This is a genomic window from Ruegeria sp. SATB027, assembly GCF_059613825.1.
This window is the reverse complement of record NZ_JBXWTH010000076.1, coordinates 161023-178350: the sequence shown is the minus strand read 5'-3', so window position 1 is coordinate 178350 and position 17328 is coordinate 161023. Positions and strand designations below refer to the sequence as shown.

Below are 17328 nucleotides of genomic sequence, written 5' to 3'. Positions count from 1 at the left end.
CCAGATCAATCTTCAGACACCTTGCCCCGCAGCGCCTTGACGTCGCCACGCGCCTTTTTCGCGGCGAGCCGACGCTTGACCGAGCCATAGGTCGGTTTCGTTGCAATCCGCCGTTTTGGTTTGACCAGCGCGCGGGTGATCAGTTCTGCCAGCCTTGCGCGCGCGATTTCACGGTTGCGGGCCTGCGAGCGTGTTTCCTCACATTGAATGATGATTGCGCCGTCTTTGGTCCAGCGTCGCCCGGCCAGTCGCTTTAGCCGGGCCTTGACCGGATCGGGCAAGGACGGCGAGCGCGCGGCTTCGAAGCGCAGCTCGACTGCGGTCGACACCTTGTTGACATTCTGCCCTCCGGGACCGGACGACCGTACAAAGCTTTCGGTCATTTCCCAGTCTTGCAGCGCGATATCATCGGTGATGTGCAGCATGGCAGTGTCAGCTTGGTGACTTGGGCGAATGAAAAGGAAGAGTGGCGATCCCGAACCGTGCCGTCGGATACCCGCAACATGCGGGCGGGCGTAAGCCATTGCGGCACAGCATTTCAGCAAGTCTCCTCATCCTCGGTGCCTAACGCAGTGCATATGTGCGATCAAGCCTGCTTTGGCAGGTCGCGCAATTCAGAATCCTGGCGGTGGCCGGGCCGTTTGTTCGCGTCAGCCGCGTTCTTTACCGAAGACGTCATGTTGTTGGCGCCCAGAGAGCCCTGCTGCGCGGGCGCGAAGCGTTCATCGAAGCCTATAAGGAAAGAATGAAGGAAAACATCGGCGGAACACATACAAATGAGTTGATCGATTTCGGTGTCGATGGCGATATCGCCTATCAGGTCGGATCCTTTGCAATTGCTGACTCTGATCCGCCGGAAAAAGGGAAGTTTGTGAACGTCCTGAAACGCCAGACGGACGGCACCTGGAAAGTCAGCATTTCCATCTTCAACAGTGACCTTCCTTAGCGGCCCTGAATAGAGAGTGAGCAGACATGGAACCGCGGTGTCAGGCTATTGACTGGCCCTGAGCCCCGCGGGCGATATCGCGCAACACCTTCAGCTCCAGCTCGTCTTCCTCATGCACCCGTGCCAGGATTTCTTTACTGCTCACAACGGCAATTGCTTTTCCATTCTGAGTTACGACAAGGTTTCGGATCTTGTGTTTGGCCATCAGATTAAGGCCATTGGACAGCTTCGAGCCCAGCGCGCAGGTGACGGGTTTTTCCGTCATCCAGTCACCCACAGTCTGCTTGTAGAAAGCCGAGCCGGAATCCGCCAGGCACAGCAGCACGTCATGATCCGTGATAATCCCGACCAGCTTCCCATCGCTGAGAACCGCCAGCGCATTCACGTCCAGCAACGCAATGGTGACGGCCGCATCGAACACCGTTGTGTCAGTGTCGCAAAATGGCGGCTTTTTCAGGTTCTGCGTTTTGACAATGCTTGAGATCGTCATGTCTTCCTCGTGGTTGAGCGCCCGACCCCTGTGTTGATCAGGGCGCATGAAAAACACTAATTCAGGAGCGGCATCATCGCCGTTGCAAGGCTCAGGACCAGAAAAAAACCCGCCATGTCAGTGATCGTTGTCAGCAAAGGGCCACTGGCGACCGCCGGGTCCTGACCGATGCGCTTTAACAACAATGGCAGAACGCCACCGATCGATACCGCGATGATCGTGTTCAGGCCCAGCGCGCCGCCAATCACCAAACCCAGAAACGGGTTTCCTTTCCACATCCAGGCAACGAGTCCGATTAGCAGGCCAAGGACACAGCCGTTGATGATGCCGACCGAGACCTCTTTTAACCAGACCCGCATAGCATCAATGGGCCGAACCAGACCAAGCGACAGCTCGCGCATGCTGACAGCAACGGCCTGATTGCCGGAACAACCGCTCATATCCGAGACCATCGGCAGGAACACAGCCAGTGCGATCACGGCGGCAAGGGTCTGTTCATAGGCGGCAATCACGCTGGCCGCGATCACGTTGAGCACGATGTTGGCCGACAGCCATTGAAGCCGACGCCGCGCCCTGAGCGGCAAGGGCATCGATCGCAGTTCGTCCCCAAAGACACCTTGACGTTTCAGGCTTGCCGATTCCGCGCGCTCTAGCAGGGCCTCATCCACAGCAGAACGGGAAACGACACCCACAAGGTTCCCGTCCGTTTCGACAACCGGCAACCCAAGAAAAGGGTGCTCATCGAAAAGGTCCTCCAGTTCTTCCAGCGGCATGCTGGCCGGAACCGTGATAGGAGGCACCATGATATCGGTAAGTTTGATGCTTCGCCGTGTGGACAGCAGGCTGCGTAAGGACAGCACTCCGACAGGCACGCCATCGGAATTCAAAACGTAAGGGTGCTGGCCACGGTAACGTTCCAGATCGTATTCTTCATGAGCGAAACGCCGCAAAACCTTTCCGACTGTATCGCCATCGGAAAAGGTAAAGGCTTCGGCCACCATCAGACCACCGGCGACATCGTCGTCATATTCAACCAGCCGCCGGACATCCGCCGCATCTTCCGGGTCCATCCGGGCAAGGATCGCTTCTGCATCGGCGTCTTCGAGTTCACCGATCACATCCGCCTGAATGTCGGAATCCAGCTCAAGGATGATCTCGGCGGCCTGATCGGATACCAAGCGTTCGACAAGATCGACCGCCAGCGCGTTTGGCGCTTCTTCGACCAGTTCGGCCGCACGTTCCGGTGGCAGCAACGAGAGCGCGGCGCTTCGCTGGTCAACGGGCAGGTTGAGCAATTCCCGCAGTGCATCGCTTAACGAAAGCGGATCAAGCAGGTCTGCCAGCGCCGCCCCGTCGCGATTTTCCAACGCCAGCTGAAGCTGCGTCCCTGTTTCCTTTGGTAAGGAGTCCTTATCGCTCATCCGCCGACCTGTGGGGGTATAGATTCTTAACTTACGCCGATATAGCAGAAATTATTTGCCTATAGACAAAAAAATTTTTGATTTGTAAGAAAGTGCATGCAGGAAAATGACTGGATATCCGCCGCAGCCGAACGTCTGGCCGTCTTGTACGATCAGGAGTTTGGCGGCAAGGCCAGCGGACGGTATCGCATTCCGGACAAGTTGGTGCGTCGGATCGCCGGGCGCAGGCGTTTGTATGAAGCAGATATCCGCGCCCTGTCGATCGCACTTTTTGAACTTGGGTATGTGTTAATCGATATGGATAGTTTTTACGTTGTGATGAGCGCGAATTCGTTTGTGAATTACCGGCGCGCCAATGATGACTGCGTGGCTTAGTCGCCATGGCTAAACAAACAGGATACGCCGAAGTCATAGGATGGCGCGAGCGGATCAGCCTGCCCGAGTTCGGGATCGAGCATATTCCAGCAAAGATAGACACAGGCGCCAGAACCGCGGCCCTGCATGCCGTGGACCAGACCGTGTTCGAGGTTGATGGCGAACGATGGGTCGAGTTCATGATCCCGGTCCATAATCGCCGTTCATCAGGTCGGGTGCGCACGCGGGTTGTAGACGAGCGGGAAATCAAGAACACTGGTGGCATTCCGGAACGCCGGTTGATTGTCAGAACGCAACTTCTGCTTGGACGGCATCGCTGGCTGATCGACGTTTCGCTGGCCAATCGCGCGAAGATGGAGTTTGATCTGATCCTTGGCCGTACCGCCATTCGAAGGCGTGGGATCCTTGTCGATCCCGGTCATTCATATCTTTTGGATGCAAGAAAAGACCCGGAAAAGATGAAGAGCAAGACAAGATCCAAGGACGCAGAGGGACGACGCTAATGAAATTTGTCATGCTTGCCCGGAACCCAAACCTGTATTCCCACCAGCGTCTGAAAGAGGCTGCAGAACAACGCGGGCACCAGCTGGATATTGTGAACACGCTGCGCTGTTACATGAATATCGCGTCGCGCCGACCCGAGGTTTATTACGATGGTAAGAAGTTAGGGCGCTATGACGCTGTGATCCCGCGGATCGGCGCTTCGGTCACATTCTATGGGCTGGCCGTTTTGCGGCAGTTCGAGATCATGGGTGTCTTTCCGCTCAACGAGTCGGTTGCGATTGGCAGATCCCGTGACAAGTTGCGATCCATGCAGCTGATGGCGCGGGACGGGATCGGATTGCCGGTCACCACCTTCGCGCATGACCCGAAACAGACCGATGAAGTTCTCAAACTGGCGGGGGACGCTCCGCTGGTGGTCAAGCTGCTGGAGGGCACGCAGGGCATCGGCGTGGTGCTTGCGGATTCAAACCGGTCGGCAAAATCCGTGGTCGAGGCGTTTCGCGGCGCCAAGGTCAACATCATGGTACAGGAGTTCATCAAGGAAGCAGGCGGCACGGATATTCGTGCGCTTGTGGTCGGTGGAAAAGTGATCGCGGCGATGCAACGAAAAGGGGCCGAGGGCGAGTTCAGATCAAATCTGCATCGCGGTGGCAGCGCCAAGCCTATCAAAATCTCACCCGAGGAACGCTCGACAGCCGTGCGTGCGGCCAAGGCCATGGGTCTTAATGTGTGTGGTGTCGATATGCTGCGCGCCAATCACGGTGCGGTGGTGATGGAAGTGAACTCCTCACCCGGGCTTGAAGGGGTTGAAAAGGCCACCGGCATTGATGTCGCGGGCAAAATCATCGAGTTTCTCGAAAAGAATGCAGCCAAAGGCAACACAAAGACACGAGGCCGTGGGTAGAGGCAATGCGCGGTCCCTTTGAAATCGGAGGTTTTCGCGTACCGCCCGGTACACGAACCACTCTGGATTTGCCGGTTAGCGTTCTGTCGGATCATACACCGGTGAGCATGTCAGTACACGTGGTTCACGGCCGCCGCCCCGGACCGGTCCTGTTCGTCAGTGCCGCCGTTCACGGTGATGAGGTGATCGGTGTGGAAATCGCGCGGCGACTGCTTCGGGCGCCACAGCTTGACAAGCTTGCGGGTACCTTGCTGGTTATACCGATCGTGAATGCCTTTGGTTTCATGACACATTCCCGATACCTTCCCGACAGGCGCGACCTGAACCGTTCCTTCCCCGGCAGTGAGGGGGGATCGCTGGCCGGTCGGCTGGCGCATCTTTTCATGGCCGAGATCGTCGAGCGGTCGGACCTGGGGATCGATCTTCATTCTGCCGCGATTCACCGCACCAATCTGCCGCAGATCCGCGTCTCTCCGGCTTCGGATGTCACCCTTAAATACGCGGATTCGTTCGGTGCGCCCGTGGTGATGATCTCAAAGCTGCGCGACGGGTCGCTACGCAAGGCCGCGCAAGAGCGTGGTGTGGATATCCTGCTGTTCGAGGGCGGTGAGGGTCTGCGTTTCGACGAACTGTCTGCACGGGCGGGGGTCGCTGGCATACTTCGGGTGATGAACGCAAAGGGCATGGTTGCCAAGCGTGGCATCGCCGCTGTGCGCGAAAAGCCTGTCCATGTCCGGTCAAGCTCATGGATGCGCGCGCCCGCCGGTGGCCTGTTGCGGACTTTCAAAGCGACCGGAGAATATGTGGCTTCCGGTGACCTGCTTGGACGCATTTCCGACCCGTTCGGAGAACTCAGGACCGATATCATCTGCGAAACCACGGGTATCATCGTGGGGCGCACTAATCTGCCTGTCGTTCATGAAGGTGACGCGTTGTTTCATATTGCGGAAACGACCGGCTCGGATGTCGAAATGCGGGTCGATACAATCGCCAGCCAGCTTGAAGGCGATCCGATGTTCGATGAAGACGAGATCATTTAGACGCCGGAGCCGAAAGAAACGCGGGGCAGTTGCCTGCCCCGCGCCAGCCTACAGGATCGCACGCAATCTGTTACTCGCCAGCGCCTCCCAAGCGGCGAGCGCGATCAGCGCAGATCCCGTGAGCCAAGCATTTGCCACTGCCACACCATGACCGGTAAAATGCAGCACCTCGGGCGCGGCGATCAGCAATGCCCCGACCGCCAATACCGGAGCCACCCGTGCGAGAAGGTGGCCCCGGCCGCTAGCGCCTGACATGACCAACACACCAATACCGATCGTCATGAAGGCGAGCGACTCACGGTCAGACGAACCGTGAGCTAGGGTTTTCTGGCTGAACAGTACAAATGGGGACAGCACTAACCAGATACCCATCCCGGCAAGCATCCACCTGTAAGGCGGAGAGGGGTTTCTCATGTTCTTGGCAACCCTGGCTTATTCGTCACCTTTGGGTTCAGGAAGCAACTTTGCCTCGACCGCGGCGACCATTTCTTCGTCATTGACGAAACCATCGGCATCCGTGTCAATTTCAGCAAAGCTCTCACTGGTAATATCGGGATACTTTGTCTGTAGCTCGGTCAGCGAAGCCAGACCATCACCGTCCGTGTCCAGTCCTACCGGCAAGGCAGCGGCCGGAAGGGCAAGGAATGACGCGAGCAGAGCAACAACAGAAACTCGACTCATTTTGTTCTCCATCAGGGAATGGGCGGTTTACCCATTGAGGGGTTGGTGCAGCGCTTGGGTGTCGGAGGCTTATCTACGGCAGACAGATTACACCTGTTCCGCAGATCGGGTTGTCCACTATACGATGAAAACTGTTGATTGGCGGTCCGATCCGGTGGGGGCACTTTCGCGCTACGCAGCATATATCGCACATCCGCATAGCGTTGAATAACGAATTTATATCGCCCATAATATCGAATATTCAAATAGGTGAACGATGGACATTGAGCTCGCCCGAACCTTCCTTGCGGTCGTTGAAACCGGTACTTTTCTTGACGCAGCGGACAAGGTCCATGTTACGCAATCGACCGTCAGCATGCGGATCCGAACGCTCGAACAACAGCTTGGACAGCCCGTGTTTGAACGCAGCAAGTCCGGCGCGACCCTGACCATTGCCGGGCGGCATTTCCTCAAACATGCGCAGGTTCTGGTGCGAACGTGGACCCAGGCCAAGCTGGATGCCGGTCTGCCTGCTTCGATGGCAGCCGCCTTGGAAATCGGCGCAACACCAAGTCTTTGGGACGGCTATCTAATCAACGCCCTGTCCGAGTTGATGGCGGCACTCCCTGACGTCGCCATCCGGGCGACAGCGGCCTCGTCGGAAACACTCGCGCGCGAAATCGAGGAAGGCAGCCTGGATCTTGCCATCATGTACCGGCCGCGAAACGCGCCGGGCTTGTCCGCGCTCCAGCTTTTCGAGGACGAGTTTGTCCTTGTCAGCAGCGGCCCGGAAGCCCTGCCCGCTGATCTGGGCAACGCTTATGTCCTGATAGACTGGGGCCCGGAGTTTCGCGCCGATCATATGCTGAACTTTCCGGAACTTGATGCGCCGCGCCTTCAGCTGGGCATTGGCACCCTCGGCCTGCAATATCTTCGGTCGGTTCCCTCGGCCGGATATTTCCCACAGCGTGTTGTCGAACCGGAACTTCGCAAAGGCTGGCTCAAGTTGATCGAAATGGCACCCAGATTCGCTTATGCCGCCTATGTCGTGTTCGATGAAAGCGAGGAAGAAGGATATCCGGGTCAGGCCGCGCGGCAGCTTTGCCAGACATCAAGTGCACGCGGCCAGACACCGAAGCTTTGACGACACGTATTCACGCCGTTGCCGCGACCAAGCTTTATGCTGCGTCGAACGCAGCCAGCCTCCGCGCACGGTAAGTTTTGAACACCCCCAGAAAGTGAAGGGATCAAAAAGGGCCGCCCCAGCGGGACGGCCCTTCGAAAGTTCAGGAGGTCGGGTCGGTTAGATCAATCGACCAGCCGGAGCGAGCGCTCCGCCAAGGGCTGCCCTAACGGGCGATCCCCCCGGTTGTTCCGACACCTCTCTCCAATCTCTTTCTTGACACTGGATCACCTCCTTTTCTATCTGTTGCGGTTGGAAAGAAGCGTGCCACAAGTTGTGCCATTCTCAAAGCGTTTTTTTACACAGGCTGCGCAGTCAGCCGCGCAACGATCACCTTGAACGGGATCAGGGCGATCAGCGCCAGCGAAAGCTTCACCAACCAGTCCGCAAAAGCCAGCGTCACCCAAAGCGGTGCCACCGGGCCGGACAACATGAAGGGTACCGGCTCCCACGCCCAGTTGATTGCGGCGTCAGCATTGGCGCCGAAGAAGGTGACCGAAGCCGAAAAGGCGAGGGTGAAGAAGATCGCGGTATCCAGTGCCGACCCCACCAGCGTCGACACCAGCGGTGCACGCCACCAGCGACCACCGCGCAGGGAATTGAACACGGTGACATCCGTCAGTTGCGCGATCAGGAAGGCGGTTCCCGATGCAACGGCGATGCGCAGCGGTACGGCAGCATAGGTGAACCCGTCACCCTGCAACATGATCTGGCTGCCGATCAGCGAACAGATAACACCGGTGACAAAGCCGGCAAACACGACCTTGCGGGCCGGACCCACGCCATAGACGCGGTTCATGATGTCAGTGACCAGAAAGGCCAGCGGATAGGTGAAAGCACCCCATGTCAGCAGCCCGTCAAGGATCAGGAACTGGACCAGAATGTTCGAGGCCACAACAATGGTGGCCATGGCAATAATGCCGGGAATGAAGTTACGTTGCATGTTTTGATGCCCGTTTTGACAAGGTAGCGGCGACTTGGCCAAGGGACCGTCCCAAGGCAAGCCGTGCCTTTAGACCTTTGCCTGCGCCCTGTCAATCGGGCAGCAGGTATTCCACAAGTTCGGTCCGCTGCAACGCCAGAAAGTTGTCATCCGAAATCATCGTGGCGCGCAACCGGCCTTGCCCGTCGCGCCAGACCGACAATCCTTCGAGGTTGTCATGCGCGCCCGTTCCGGTTTCGAACAGGGTTTCCTCGGTGCCTGGTTTCTCGTCTACCACGTCCCATCGCCGCAGTCGCGATCGAAAACCGACCAAGGATACCTTGCGTTCCAAAACGTAGAAACGCCCATCGGGACCGAAATCCGCGGCAACGGGTTTAAAGCCGCCGCGCTGTGGCAGAACAAACGGGGTCGACCATGTGCCGCCATTCCAACGGTAAACCGGAATGTCCCCTTTAGCGGTGCGGTTCTTTTCCGGCAAAGTGTAAAGCCAGCCGCGCCCATCAATGGCCAGAGCTTCGAAAGAACCATTGTCGGCAAGGTCCCGAAACGCATTCGGGCGAGGTAACACACGCGCGCTTGAGCCCGGGGCGGAGTAAAACGCGACACGATGCACCCCTTCGAACGAGATGAATATCCCGCCATCCGGCGTCACCGCGATGCCTTCGGAATCGCCGACGCCGCCTTTCATGATATGCCCATTGCTGGACAGCACCGGCCATTGACCAAGAACGTGAATATCCGCGATCTGGCCTTCGCGCCGCTCAATCCGCGCGGTCACGATCTGCGCCCGGTCGCTAAGCGCAATCATCTGGCCTCCGTCGTCCGAGATATGAAGCGCTGAAAATCCGCCAAACCAACTTGCTGGATGCCGCCAAACGAAACTGTCCAGGTGGGCCGCAGATTTCACATCCAGCGCGGCGGCCACCGGGGCAAGAAACAGCGCTACACTCAGTTGGATTGCAAAACGGCGGAGCATTGTTGCGGCAAGTCGGCCAGAACGTATTCCCGGCGTTTCTTCGGCGGCGGCGCATTCGGATCGGGTGGCGGCGGGTTCAGGATGTTGTGCACCCATTGACGGGCCTCGGCGCAGCCATCGCCCTTGGGGGGTGGGTCCTGATTCACGCAACCCTTTGCCCGTTTGGGACAATTCAGGCGCACGTGGAAATGATAGTGATGCCCCCACCAGGGCCTTATCTTGCGCAGATAGTCGCGGTTCCCCTTTTCATCGTCGCACATCTGAACCTTGGCCCCGGGAAACACGAAAATCCGGGCCACACGCTTGTCTTTTGCCGCTTCACGCAACAGTGCATGATGCTGCTTGGTCCAGTTGCCGTTGACGTAAGCGCCATTGGAACGACGAAGAGAGATGGACGAGATGTTTTCGCGCGATTTGCGGCTCAGGCGCATGTTTTCGCCCGGCAGCATCCAGATATCGATGTCCAGCCCCAGCTGATGGCTGCGATGGCCCGAGGTCATCGGCCCGCCGCGTGGCTGGCTGATATCCCCTATATAGAGACCGTTCCATCCCGGTTGACTGGCTGCAAACCTGCTGAGGTCCTGCACGTAGTCAATCGACTGCGGATGCCCCCAGTTGCGATTACGCGACAGGCGCATCGCCTGCCAAGTAGGCCCCGTTTCAGGCAGTTGAACTGCCCCCGCAGCACATCCGCGCGAATAACTGCCGAAAGCGGCCGGTTTTTGCTGTGAACCTTGTTTCTGCGCCCCGAACAACTGCTTTGCCAGCGGTTCTGCCGTCGCAGTGCCTGCAAAAGCAAGCGCCGCCAAAATTACCAAAAAACGTTTTAAAATCATCTGCTCTGATCCCCTTCCGGTCTCACCCAGCGCATCAGGAATAGACCCAGAATAAACAACAGAACGATGGGTGACACCCCCAGACGAGCACTTCCTGTCACCGTGGTGGCGATCCCGATCAGAAGTGGCGCAGCAAAGGCGGTGGCACGACCCGACAGACCATAAAGGCCAAAGCTTTCGACGGGGGTTGCCGGGTCCGTATGCCGGACCATCATCGACCGGCTACAGGATTGCAGAATGCCGCCCATGCCTCCGATCAGGATACCGCAACCAAAGAAAACCATATCCGGCAAGCCCGACCCTTCGGACATGGCGATACCGAATATCTGGGACCGGTCCATTGAAACGATGGTGATGCAGACAAGGATCAACACCCAGATCGCAACGATGATCACGGGCTTGGGACCATATTTCTTGTCCAACTTGCCGCCCACCCAGGAAAATGCCGCTGCAGCCAGAACGCTGACGATGCCGAAAACACCGATCTTGATCAGGTCCCATTCCAACACTAGCCGGGCATAGACGCCGCCAAAACTGTAAAGCCCGTTCAGCGCATCCCGATAGAACATGGATGAGCCCAGGTAACTGGCCAAACTGGTGCGATGGCGCAGGTTAGACACTGATTTTGCCAACAGCCGCAGCGCCTCGGCAACGCTGCCCTTTTTGTTTGTCGTTTCGTCGTCATGGACCCAAAGGAAGTAGGGCACCATGAACAGAATGAACCATCCGGCGGTAAACGGCCCAACAAAGCGCGTACCCTGCTGTTGCGACGCATCCAGCCCAAACAAGGGGTCCATCCCGATCAGCGTTTTGCCGTTGGCCTGCTCCACAAACAGCGCAAGCATGATCGCCAGCGAGATCAGGCCGCCGAAATAGCCGAAGGCAAAGCCCGAGCCGGAGATTTCGCCCACTTCGCTGTCATCACCCAGATCGGGCAGTTGGGAATTGATGAAGATCAGGGCGTATTCCGCGCCGATGAAACCCAGACCGAAGGCAGACAGCATCAACCACATGTTCGAGCCATCGGGCATCGTGTACCAAAGCGCGCCGGAACCTACTGCGTACATCACGGAAAAGGCGAATATCCAGGGGATTCGCCGACCCGACACATCGGCCATCGCCCCCATCAGCGGTGCACCGAAGGCAATAATCAAACCAACTATGGTCATGCAGTTGGCCCAAACCACCTGCGCCTGTGCATCCGCAGACCCCGCGTCCAGGCCGGATGCCAGATAATATTCCGCAGCGACGCCCGCGAAGTAAGGGCCGAACACGAACGTTACCAAAAGAGTGTGATAGGGCTGACTGGCCCAATCGAAGAACCACCAGCCCCAGATACGCCTGCGCTTGGATATTTCTGCCATTTCTGCCCCTGTTTTCTTGTTGCGGTCATAAGACGGGGCTTTGGGGCAATTCGCAAGCGCAGAGTTCAGCCTACTTGCTCTTTGCTGAAAGGGTGCTTAGGTCTCGTCCAACAAGAAAACGGAGATCCCATGCTGTCGCTGATCCAAATCCTGCTGCTGATCCTGGACATTGTCTGGTTCATCATTCTGGCCCATGTGATCATGAGCTGGCTGATCAACTTTCAGGTGCTCAACCTCCACCAACAACTGGTTGCACAAATCTGGTACGGATTAAATCGGATATTAGAGCCTATTTACGGGCCGATCCGCCGCGTTCTACCCAATATGGGTGGGTTGGATTTGACCCCGCTGGTGGTGCTGATCGGCGTCTATGCCTTGCGGATCATCCTTATCAACAACGCGCCCTATTTCTACTGACCACTTGTTCACTGAATCTTAGTATGTGATTGTCCTGGCTTAAGAGCAGATAAACCTTAAAACAGGGCACCCCCGCATATGTTCGACGCCGCACCCTTGCTGCGAGATGTCTTTGGATTCGACGCCTTCCGCCCCGGGCAGGAAGAGATTGTCGACGCCGTAACGGTAGGTGAAAACGTGCTGGCGATCATGCCCACAGGTGGCGGGAAGTCTCTTTGCTTTCAACTCCCTGCACTGCTCCGCGATGGCGTGACGGTCGTGATATCTCCGCTCATTGCCCTGATGCGTGATCAGGTGCGGGGGCTGCAAGAGGCCGGGGTCGAGGCCGGTGCGCTGACATCCGGCAACACGCCCGAGGAAACCGAGGCCGTCTGGGACGCGCTGGAAGACGGGCGGCTAAAGCTGCTTTACATGGCACCCGAACGTCTGGCTGCCGGATCGGCGCTTGGGATGCTCCGTCGGATCAACGTCAGCCTGATCGCCGTGGACGAAGCCCATTGTGTCAGTCAATGGGGGCATGACTTTCGCCCTGATTACCTGCGGATCGGAGAGTTGCGGCGCGCCCTGAAGGTTCCGCTGGCCGCGTTTACCGCCACGGCGGACGCCGAAACGCAGGATGAGATTGTCGAAAAACTGTTCGATGGCATTGAGCCACGCAAATTTCTGCGCGGATTTGACCGGCCTAACATTCATCTGGCTTTCGCCGCAAAGGACGGACCGCGCAAGCAGATCCTTGATTTCGCAGATGCGCGCAAAGGCCAGTCCGGTATCGTTTACTGCGGCACCAGAAATAAAACCGAGGTGATTGCTCAGGCCCTGCGCGCCGAGGGGCACTCGGCTTGCCACTATCACGGCGGGATGGACCCCGAAGATCGCCGCATTGTCGAAACCCGTTTCGCGCGCGAGGACGGGTTGATCGTGGTCGCAACAGTGGCTTTTGGCATGGGCATCGACAAACCCGATATCCGTTGGGTCGCCCATGCGGACCTGCCCAAATCGATCGAAGCCTATTATCAGGAAATCGGACGCGCCGGACGCGATGGCGGCCCGGCCGAAACGCTGACCCTGTTTGGCCCCGATGACATTCGCCTGCGGCGGTCACAGATTGACGAGGGTCTAGCGCCGCCCGAGCGGCGCATGGCCGATCATGCGCGCCTGAACGCCTTGCTGGGTCTGGCCGAGGCATTGGAATGCCGCCGTCAGACATTGTTGGGTTACTTTGGCGAGGCCACAGTACGCTGCGGCAAATGCGACCTGTGCGACAGCCCGCCCGAAGTTTTCGACGGCACAACTCCGGTGCGTATGGCCCTGTCCGCGATCCTTCGGACCGAGGAATGGTTCGGGACAGGCCACTTGATCGACATCCTTCTGGGAAACGAGACCGACAAAATCCGCGCCCGCCGCCATGAGGATTTGTCCACATTTGGCATCGGCAAAGATTGGACGCGCCCGCAATGGCAGGCCGTTTTCCGCCAGATGATGGGCCACGATCTGGTGCGCCCAGACCCTGAACGTCACGGCGCATTGCGCATGACCGAGGCGGCCAAACCAATTTTGAAAGGCGAGGCAAAGATAAACCTGCGCAAGGATACGCTGCGCAATGCGGTACGTCGGCCTGCGGTCAAGGCTATGGTATCCGAAGAAGACGCTCCGCTGCTGTCAGCGCTCAAGGCCAAACGCCGTGCCCTGTCCGAAGCTGCACGTGTTCCGGCCTATGTCATCTTTCCCGACCGCACGCTTATCGAGATGGCGGAAAAGCGCCCTGTAACGCTGGACGAAATGGCCCGGATCGGCGGTGTTGGGGCCAAAAAGCTGGAACGCTATGGCGACACGTTCCTTGAAGTGATCGCAGGGGCGGTAAAAAGCGTTCATCCGGCGCGCCGAAAACTGGCTGGCCGCAATCAGGGTGAGATTTACGACCGCTTGATGGAAGTTCAGTCCTTGCTGTCGCGCGGACCGGACGGGATCGACAAGCCCCTGACCTGCTCGGCCTCACAATTGGCAAAGGTTGCACAACTGCGCCCCGATGATCCCCGTGGAATTGCACAGGTGCTGGGTGATCGACGTCACGAAAGGTTTGGCGCCGCTTTTCTGGACGTACTGCGAGAGGCGGGCTAGATACCCCAAAACAGGCAAGAAAGAGGGCGGATATGCTGATCGTGATTTCCCCGGCCAAACGGCTGGACTGGGCCGAGCGGAGTGTAGGGGTAACGCAACCCGATTTTCAGGATGATGCAATCCGGCTGTCCAAAACCGCCCGCAACCTGACGCTGGGTGATCTGAAAAAGCTGATGGACCTGAGCGACGATCTGGCACGCCTGAACCGCGACCGGTATCGCGCTTTTTCGGATGCACCCGACGCCAAGGCCACACGCCCGGCTGCGCTTGCTTTTGCTGGCGACACATATCAAGGACTTGAAGCTGCATCGCTGGACGAAGAAGAGCTGTCATGGGCGCAAGACCACTTGCGCATCCTTTCCGGCCTTTATGGTGTGTTGCGACCACTCGATGCAATACAGCCCTACCGGCTTGAGATGGGCAGCAAACTGAAAACCCGAAGAGGGAAGAACCTTTACGAATACTGGCGCGATCAGCTGAGTAAGGCACTGAATGCACAAGGTGCCGAGATTAACAGCAACATTCTGGTGAATTGTGCCAGTCAGGAGTATTTTGGTGCGGTGGATTTGAATGCCCTGAACCTGCGCGTCATCACACCGGTCTTCATGGAAGATAAGGGCGGCACCCCAAAGATTGTGAGCTTTTTTGCCAAAAAGGCGCGCGGTGCCATGGCGCGGTATGTCATCCAACACCGCTTGACCGACCCTAAGGGACTGCTGGATTTCGACAGTGGCGGCTATGAATACCGCCCTGATCTGTCGGAAGCGGATAAGCCCGTTTTCGTCAGACCTTATGCGGCCTGAAACCCAGATCACTTGAACTTGCATCCCGATGGCAAACGCCTGAAGTGTCAGCCTGACGAGGTCGGATTCGGGTTTTCGCCCCGCTCACGCCGGATTTTGACACCGGGCATGGTGTCTGCGACCGAGCAGACGCAATCGGGTTGGTGTTGCAGGATCATCTGGTGAATTCGGTTCTTGTGTAGCGGTTTGGTCAGGTAGTGGTCCAAGCCGGCTGACAGAATACCCTGATCATCCCCCGCCATGGCATGGGCCGTCAGGGCAACGATAGGAACGTGACGACCGGTTGCAACCTCAAGCCCGCGAATTTCCGCTGTTGCTTGTTTGCCGTCCATCTTCGGCATTGAAATATCCATGAAGATCAGATCTGGCTCGAACGCCTGATAGATCTCAACCGCTTCAATCCCATTCGAGGCAAAGCGAAGATCGATATTCAGATCCTTGACCATCTTCTTCAGGATCAATTGGTTGGTGCGGTTGTCCTCGGCGGCAAGAACCCTCATGCGTCGGGGGTGCGCAGATTCAGAATCTCGCTTTTTAGAGACTGTTTTACCCACATCCAGAGCGCTCCTTTCCAACGATGAGCCGTCGAGGGCCATCAACCTGCCATACAACTCGGACCGAGGGATGGGTTTCTGCAAGACACCGTCGATCAGGTCACGGGCAGGATGCGCGTGAATCAAACCGGGGCTTGCAGACATCACGACCACCGGAATGTCACCCCACCCGCGATCCCTGAGCGCGACCGCAAGATCCAGCCCATCCATATCCGGCAGATCGTGGTCACAAAGAACCAGATCAATCTGATCATTCATCTGTGACAGCGCCTCGGTCCCCGACGTGCAAACCGTCACCTCAGCCCCCAGTCGTCCAAGCTGTTTGGCAAGAATGGCCCGGTTCACGGCAAGATCTTCGACCAGCAGGACATGTTTCAAACAATCCGCCAGGTTCGGAGGCTCGGGTTGCGGGCCTTCTACCGTGGGCAGTGTCACGCGAAAACCGAAACAGGATCCCTGTTCCGGTTCGCTTTCAACCCAAACCGTGCCGCCCATCAAGGTGATCAGCCGCTTGGTGATGGCAAGGCCAAGCCCGGTGCCTTCAAACTGGCGGTTACGCTCGTCTTCGACCTGATTGAACTCGCCAAATATGTGGTCGATTTTCTCGGCGTCGATGCCAATTCCGGTGTCTTCAATCGCGATATGGATGTCGCAGATCTGCGCATCCGGGTTGGGCACCCCTGTCACCCGGACCAGCACGTAGCCTTCGGAGGTGAACTTGACGGCGTTGCCTACCAGATTGGTCAAAACCTGCCGTATCCGACCAGGATCGCCTACAAAAAGGGTTGGCAAGAACAAGTCGTAATCCACCAGCAATGTCAGCCCCTTATCGCGCACGCTGGGCTGTAGCAGCATCGCAACCTCAAGAATGCAGCGTTCAAGATCGAACTGCTCGGGGTGCAGAGCCAACTTGTCCGCCTCAATCTTGGAATAGTCCAGAACGTCGTTGATGATGACCAGCAACGCCTCGCCCGAATTGCGGATCGTGTTGACGTATAGCCGCTGCTCTTCGTCCAGCGGTGTTTCATCCAGCAACTCGGACATGCCAACGATGCCGTTCATCGGAGTGCGGATTTCATGGCTCATATTGGCCAGAAAGGCCGACTTGGCCCGGTTTGCTGCTTCGGCTCGCTCGCGCGCCGCCTTAAGCTCGATTTCGTGCCGGACCGACGCTGTGATGTTGAGAGCAAGGCTCACCATATCGCCACCGCTGCCGCGCTGGTCGATCAGGCGGATATAGTGACCGTTCCAAAGCTGCATGACGATTGGTGGCGGGTTGGCGCGGCTCCAGCGGGCCAGCATTCTGTCCTGCCAGTCTTCCGCGGATTCATCCCCGATATCGACAATACCTTCTGACGTCAGCAAATGCAGAATACGCGGGTATGATATTCCCGGCGCGACCTCGTCCAGGCCTTCAAAAACGCTCAGATACGCGGTGTTTGCGCCGATCAGCCGGTTGTCACCGTCAAAAAAGGCAAATCCGTCCTGAATTGTCTGAATCGAGTGCCACAAACGGCGTTCGGCAACCTCGATCTTGGCGTTGGCCAAGCAGAGATCGGATTTGACCTTTTCGTTTTCATCCCGAACGGTTTCAACCTCAGCCTGCGTTTCGCCAATTCGTTTGGTCAACGCCATGGCATGTTGGCCCAGTTTGCGATTGGCTGCCGAAAGCTCGGCCTGTTTCAGGGCCAGCATCCGTTCAGCTGCCAAGCGCGCGCGCCGTTCCTGTGCCAATTTATGTGCAAGACTCATTTGATTGATTCCAGAACGCTCTGCGCCCAGCATCCCGACAGA

Annotated in this window: 19 protein-coding genes; 9 read left to right on the top strand and 10 right to left on the bottom strand. The window is 57.6% G+C overall.

Features of this window, described 5'->3' with window-relative positions; translation table 11 throughout:
• Nucleotides 1-5: 5 nt before the first annotated feature.
• Complete coding sequence (gene arfB, locus AC2FPW_RS18875) at nucleotides 6-425, bottom strand: alternative ribosome rescue aminoacyl-tRNA hydrolase ArfB (RefSeq protein ID WP_496814938.1); 420 nt, start codon at nucleotides 423-425, stop codon at nucleotides 6-8.
• Between the two features lie 155 nt (nucleotides 426-580).
• Between arfB and AC2FPW_RS18870 the strand changes: the two genes are divergently transcribed.
• Nucleotides 581-946, top strand: a complete 366-nt coding sequence (locus AC2FPW_RS18870; protein ID WP_496814937.1) for a YybH family protein — start codon at nucleotides 581-583, stop codon at nucleotides 944-946.
• Nucleotides 947-986: 40 nt separating this feature from the next.
• Here AC2FPW_RS18870 and AC2FPW_RS18865 read toward each other — a convergent pair whose 3' ends face one another.
• Together AC2FPW_RS18865 and mgtE are read right to left on the bottom strand one after the other, a co-directional pair.
• A complete protein-coding gene (locus AC2FPW_RS18865) occupies nucleotides 987-1436 on the bottom strand; it encodes a CBS domain-containing protein (RefSeq protein ID WP_480772982.1) in 450 nt (149 codons plus the stop codon).
• Nucleotides 1437-1492: 56 nt separating this feature from the next.
• Nucleotides 1493-2857 carry a magnesium transporter gene (mgtE, locus tag AC2FPW_RS18860; protein ID WP_496814936.1) on the bottom strand — a complete coding sequence of 455 codons (1365 nt, stop codon included), beginning with the start codon at nucleotides 2855-2857 and terminating at the stop codon, nucleotides 1493-1495.
• A gap of 96 nt (nucleotides 2858-2953) precedes the next feature.
• On the opposite strand from mgtE, the gene AC2FPW_RS18855 reads away from it, so the two are divergent.
• The 4 genes from AC2FPW_RS18855 to AC2FPW_RS18840 are packed head-to-tail and all read left to right on the top strand — an operon-like array spanning nucleotide 2954 to nucleotide 5680.
• Complete coding sequence (locus AC2FPW_RS18855) at nucleotides 2954-3232, top strand: hypothetical protein (RefSeq protein ID WP_480482704.1); 279 nt, start codon at nucleotides 2954-2956, stop codon at nucleotides 3230-3232.
• 5 nt (nucleotides 3233-3237) lie between these two features.
• A complete protein-coding gene (locus AC2FPW_RS18850; RefSeq protein ID WP_496814935.1) occupies nucleotides 3238-3735 on the top strand; it encodes an ATP-dependent zinc protease family protein in 498 nt (165 codons plus the stop codon).
• Entirely contained in the window at nucleotides 3735-4640 is a 906-nt protein-coding gene (rimK, locus tag AC2FPW_RS18845; RefSeq protein ID WP_480482701.1) for a 30S ribosomal protein S6--L-glutamate ligase, read from the top strand. Before AC2FPW_RS18850 ends, rimK begins: the two co-directional genes overlap by 1 nt.
• A gap of 5 nt (nucleotides 4641-4645) precedes the next feature.
• A complete protein-coding gene (locus AC2FPW_RS18840; protein ID WP_496814934.1) occupies nucleotides 4646-5680 on the top strand; it encodes a succinylglutamate desuccinylase/aspartoacylase family protein in 1035 nt (344 codons plus the stop codon).
• 48 nt (nucleotides 5681-5728) lie between these two features.
• Here the strand turns inward: AC2FPW_RS18840 and AC2FPW_RS18835 are convergent, their stop codons facing one another.
• Both AC2FPW_RS18835 and AC2FPW_RS18830 read right to left on the bottom strand, forming a co-directional pair.
• On the bottom strand, nucleotides 5729-6094 hold the full coding sequence (locus AC2FPW_RS18835; RefSeq protein WP_480546905.1) for an SPW repeat protein: 366 nt from the start codon (nucleotides 6092-6094) through the stop codon (nucleotides 5729-5731).
• Nucleotides 6095-6112: 18 nt separating this feature from the next.
• Nucleotides 6113-6361, bottom strand: a complete 249-nt coding sequence (locus AC2FPW_RS18830; protein WP_480482695.1) for an EF-hand domain-containing protein — start codon at nucleotides 6359-6361, stop codon at nucleotides 6113-6115.
• 256 nt (nucleotides 6362-6617) lie between these two features.
• Between AC2FPW_RS18830 and AC2FPW_RS18825 the strand changes: the two genes are divergently transcribed.
• On the top strand, nucleotides 6618-7484 hold the full coding sequence (locus tag AC2FPW_RS18825) for a LysR family transcriptional regulator (RefSeq protein WP_496814933.1): 867 nt from the start codon (nucleotides 6618-6620) through the stop codon (nucleotides 7482-7484).
• Nucleotides 7485-7821: 337 nt separating this feature from the next.
• Here the strand turns inward: AC2FPW_RS18825 and AC2FPW_RS18820 are convergent, their stop codons facing one another.
• The 4 genes from AC2FPW_RS18820 to AC2FPW_RS18805 form a co-directional block, all read right to left on the bottom strand.
• Nucleotides 7822-8466, bottom strand: a complete 645-nt coding sequence (locus AC2FPW_RS18820) for a queuosine precursor transporter (protein ID WP_496814932.1) — start codon at nucleotides 8464-8466, stop codon at nucleotides 7822-7824.
• Between the two features lie 91 nt (nucleotides 8467-8557).
• On the bottom strand, nucleotides 8558-9442 hold the full coding sequence (locus tag AC2FPW_RS18815) for an esterase-like activity of phytase family protein (protein ID WP_496814931.1): 885 nt from the start codon (nucleotides 9440-9442) through the stop codon (nucleotides 8558-8560).
• Nucleotides 9415-10278 (bottom strand): penicillin-insensitive murein endopeptidase, encoded by an 864-nt coding sequence (gene mepA, locus AC2FPW_RS18810; RefSeq protein ID WP_496814930.1) that lies wholly within the window; start codon nucleotides 10276-10278, stop codon nucleotides 9415-9417. The genes AC2FPW_RS18815 and mepA overlap by 28 nt, the downstream gene beginning before the upstream one ends.
• Nucleotides 10275-11642: an MFS transporter gene (locus AC2FPW_RS18805; protein ID WP_209598483.1), complete on the bottom strand. Its 1368-nt coding sequence runs from the start codon at nucleotides 11640-11642 to the stop codon at nucleotides 10275-10277. The genes mepA and AC2FPW_RS18805 overlap by 4 nt, the downstream gene beginning before the upstream one ends.
• A 129-nt stretch (nucleotides 11643-11771) precedes the next feature.
• Between AC2FPW_RS18805 and AC2FPW_RS18800 the strand changes: the two genes are divergently transcribed.
• The 3 genes from AC2FPW_RS18800 to yaaA all read left to right on the top strand — a co-directional run bounded on the left by AC2FPW_RS18800 (nucleotide 11772) and on the right by yaaA (nucleotide 14980).
• Nucleotides 11772-12059: a YggT family protein gene (locus AC2FPW_RS18800; protein WP_170382138.1), complete on the top strand. Its 288-nt coding sequence runs from the start codon at nucleotides 11772-11774 to the stop codon at nucleotides 12057-12059.
• Nucleotides 12060-12137: 78 nt separating this feature from the next.
• The gene (gene recQ, locus AC2FPW_RS18795) at nucleotides 12138-14177 is read left to right on the top strand and encodes a DNA helicase RecQ (protein WP_496814929.1); all 2040 of its coding nucleotides are present in this window, start codon (nucleotides 12138-12140) and stop codon (nucleotides 14175-14177) included.
• A gap of 32 nt (nucleotides 14178-14209) precedes the next feature.
• Complete coding sequence (gene yaaA / locus AC2FPW_RS18790) at nucleotides 14210-14980, top strand: peroxide stress protein YaaA (RefSeq protein ID WP_496814928.1); 771 nt, start codon at nucleotides 14210-14212, stop codon at nucleotides 14978-14980.
• 47 nt (nucleotides 14981-15027) lie between these two features.
• Here the strand turns inward: yaaA and AC2FPW_RS18785 are convergent, their stop codons facing one another.
• Nucleotides 15028-17286 (bottom strand): response regulator, encoded by a 2259-nt coding sequence (locus AC2FPW_RS18785; protein ID WP_496814927.1) that lies wholly within the window; start codon nucleotides 17284-17286, stop codon nucleotides 15028-15030.
• Nucleotides 17287-17328: the final 42 nt, after the last annotated feature.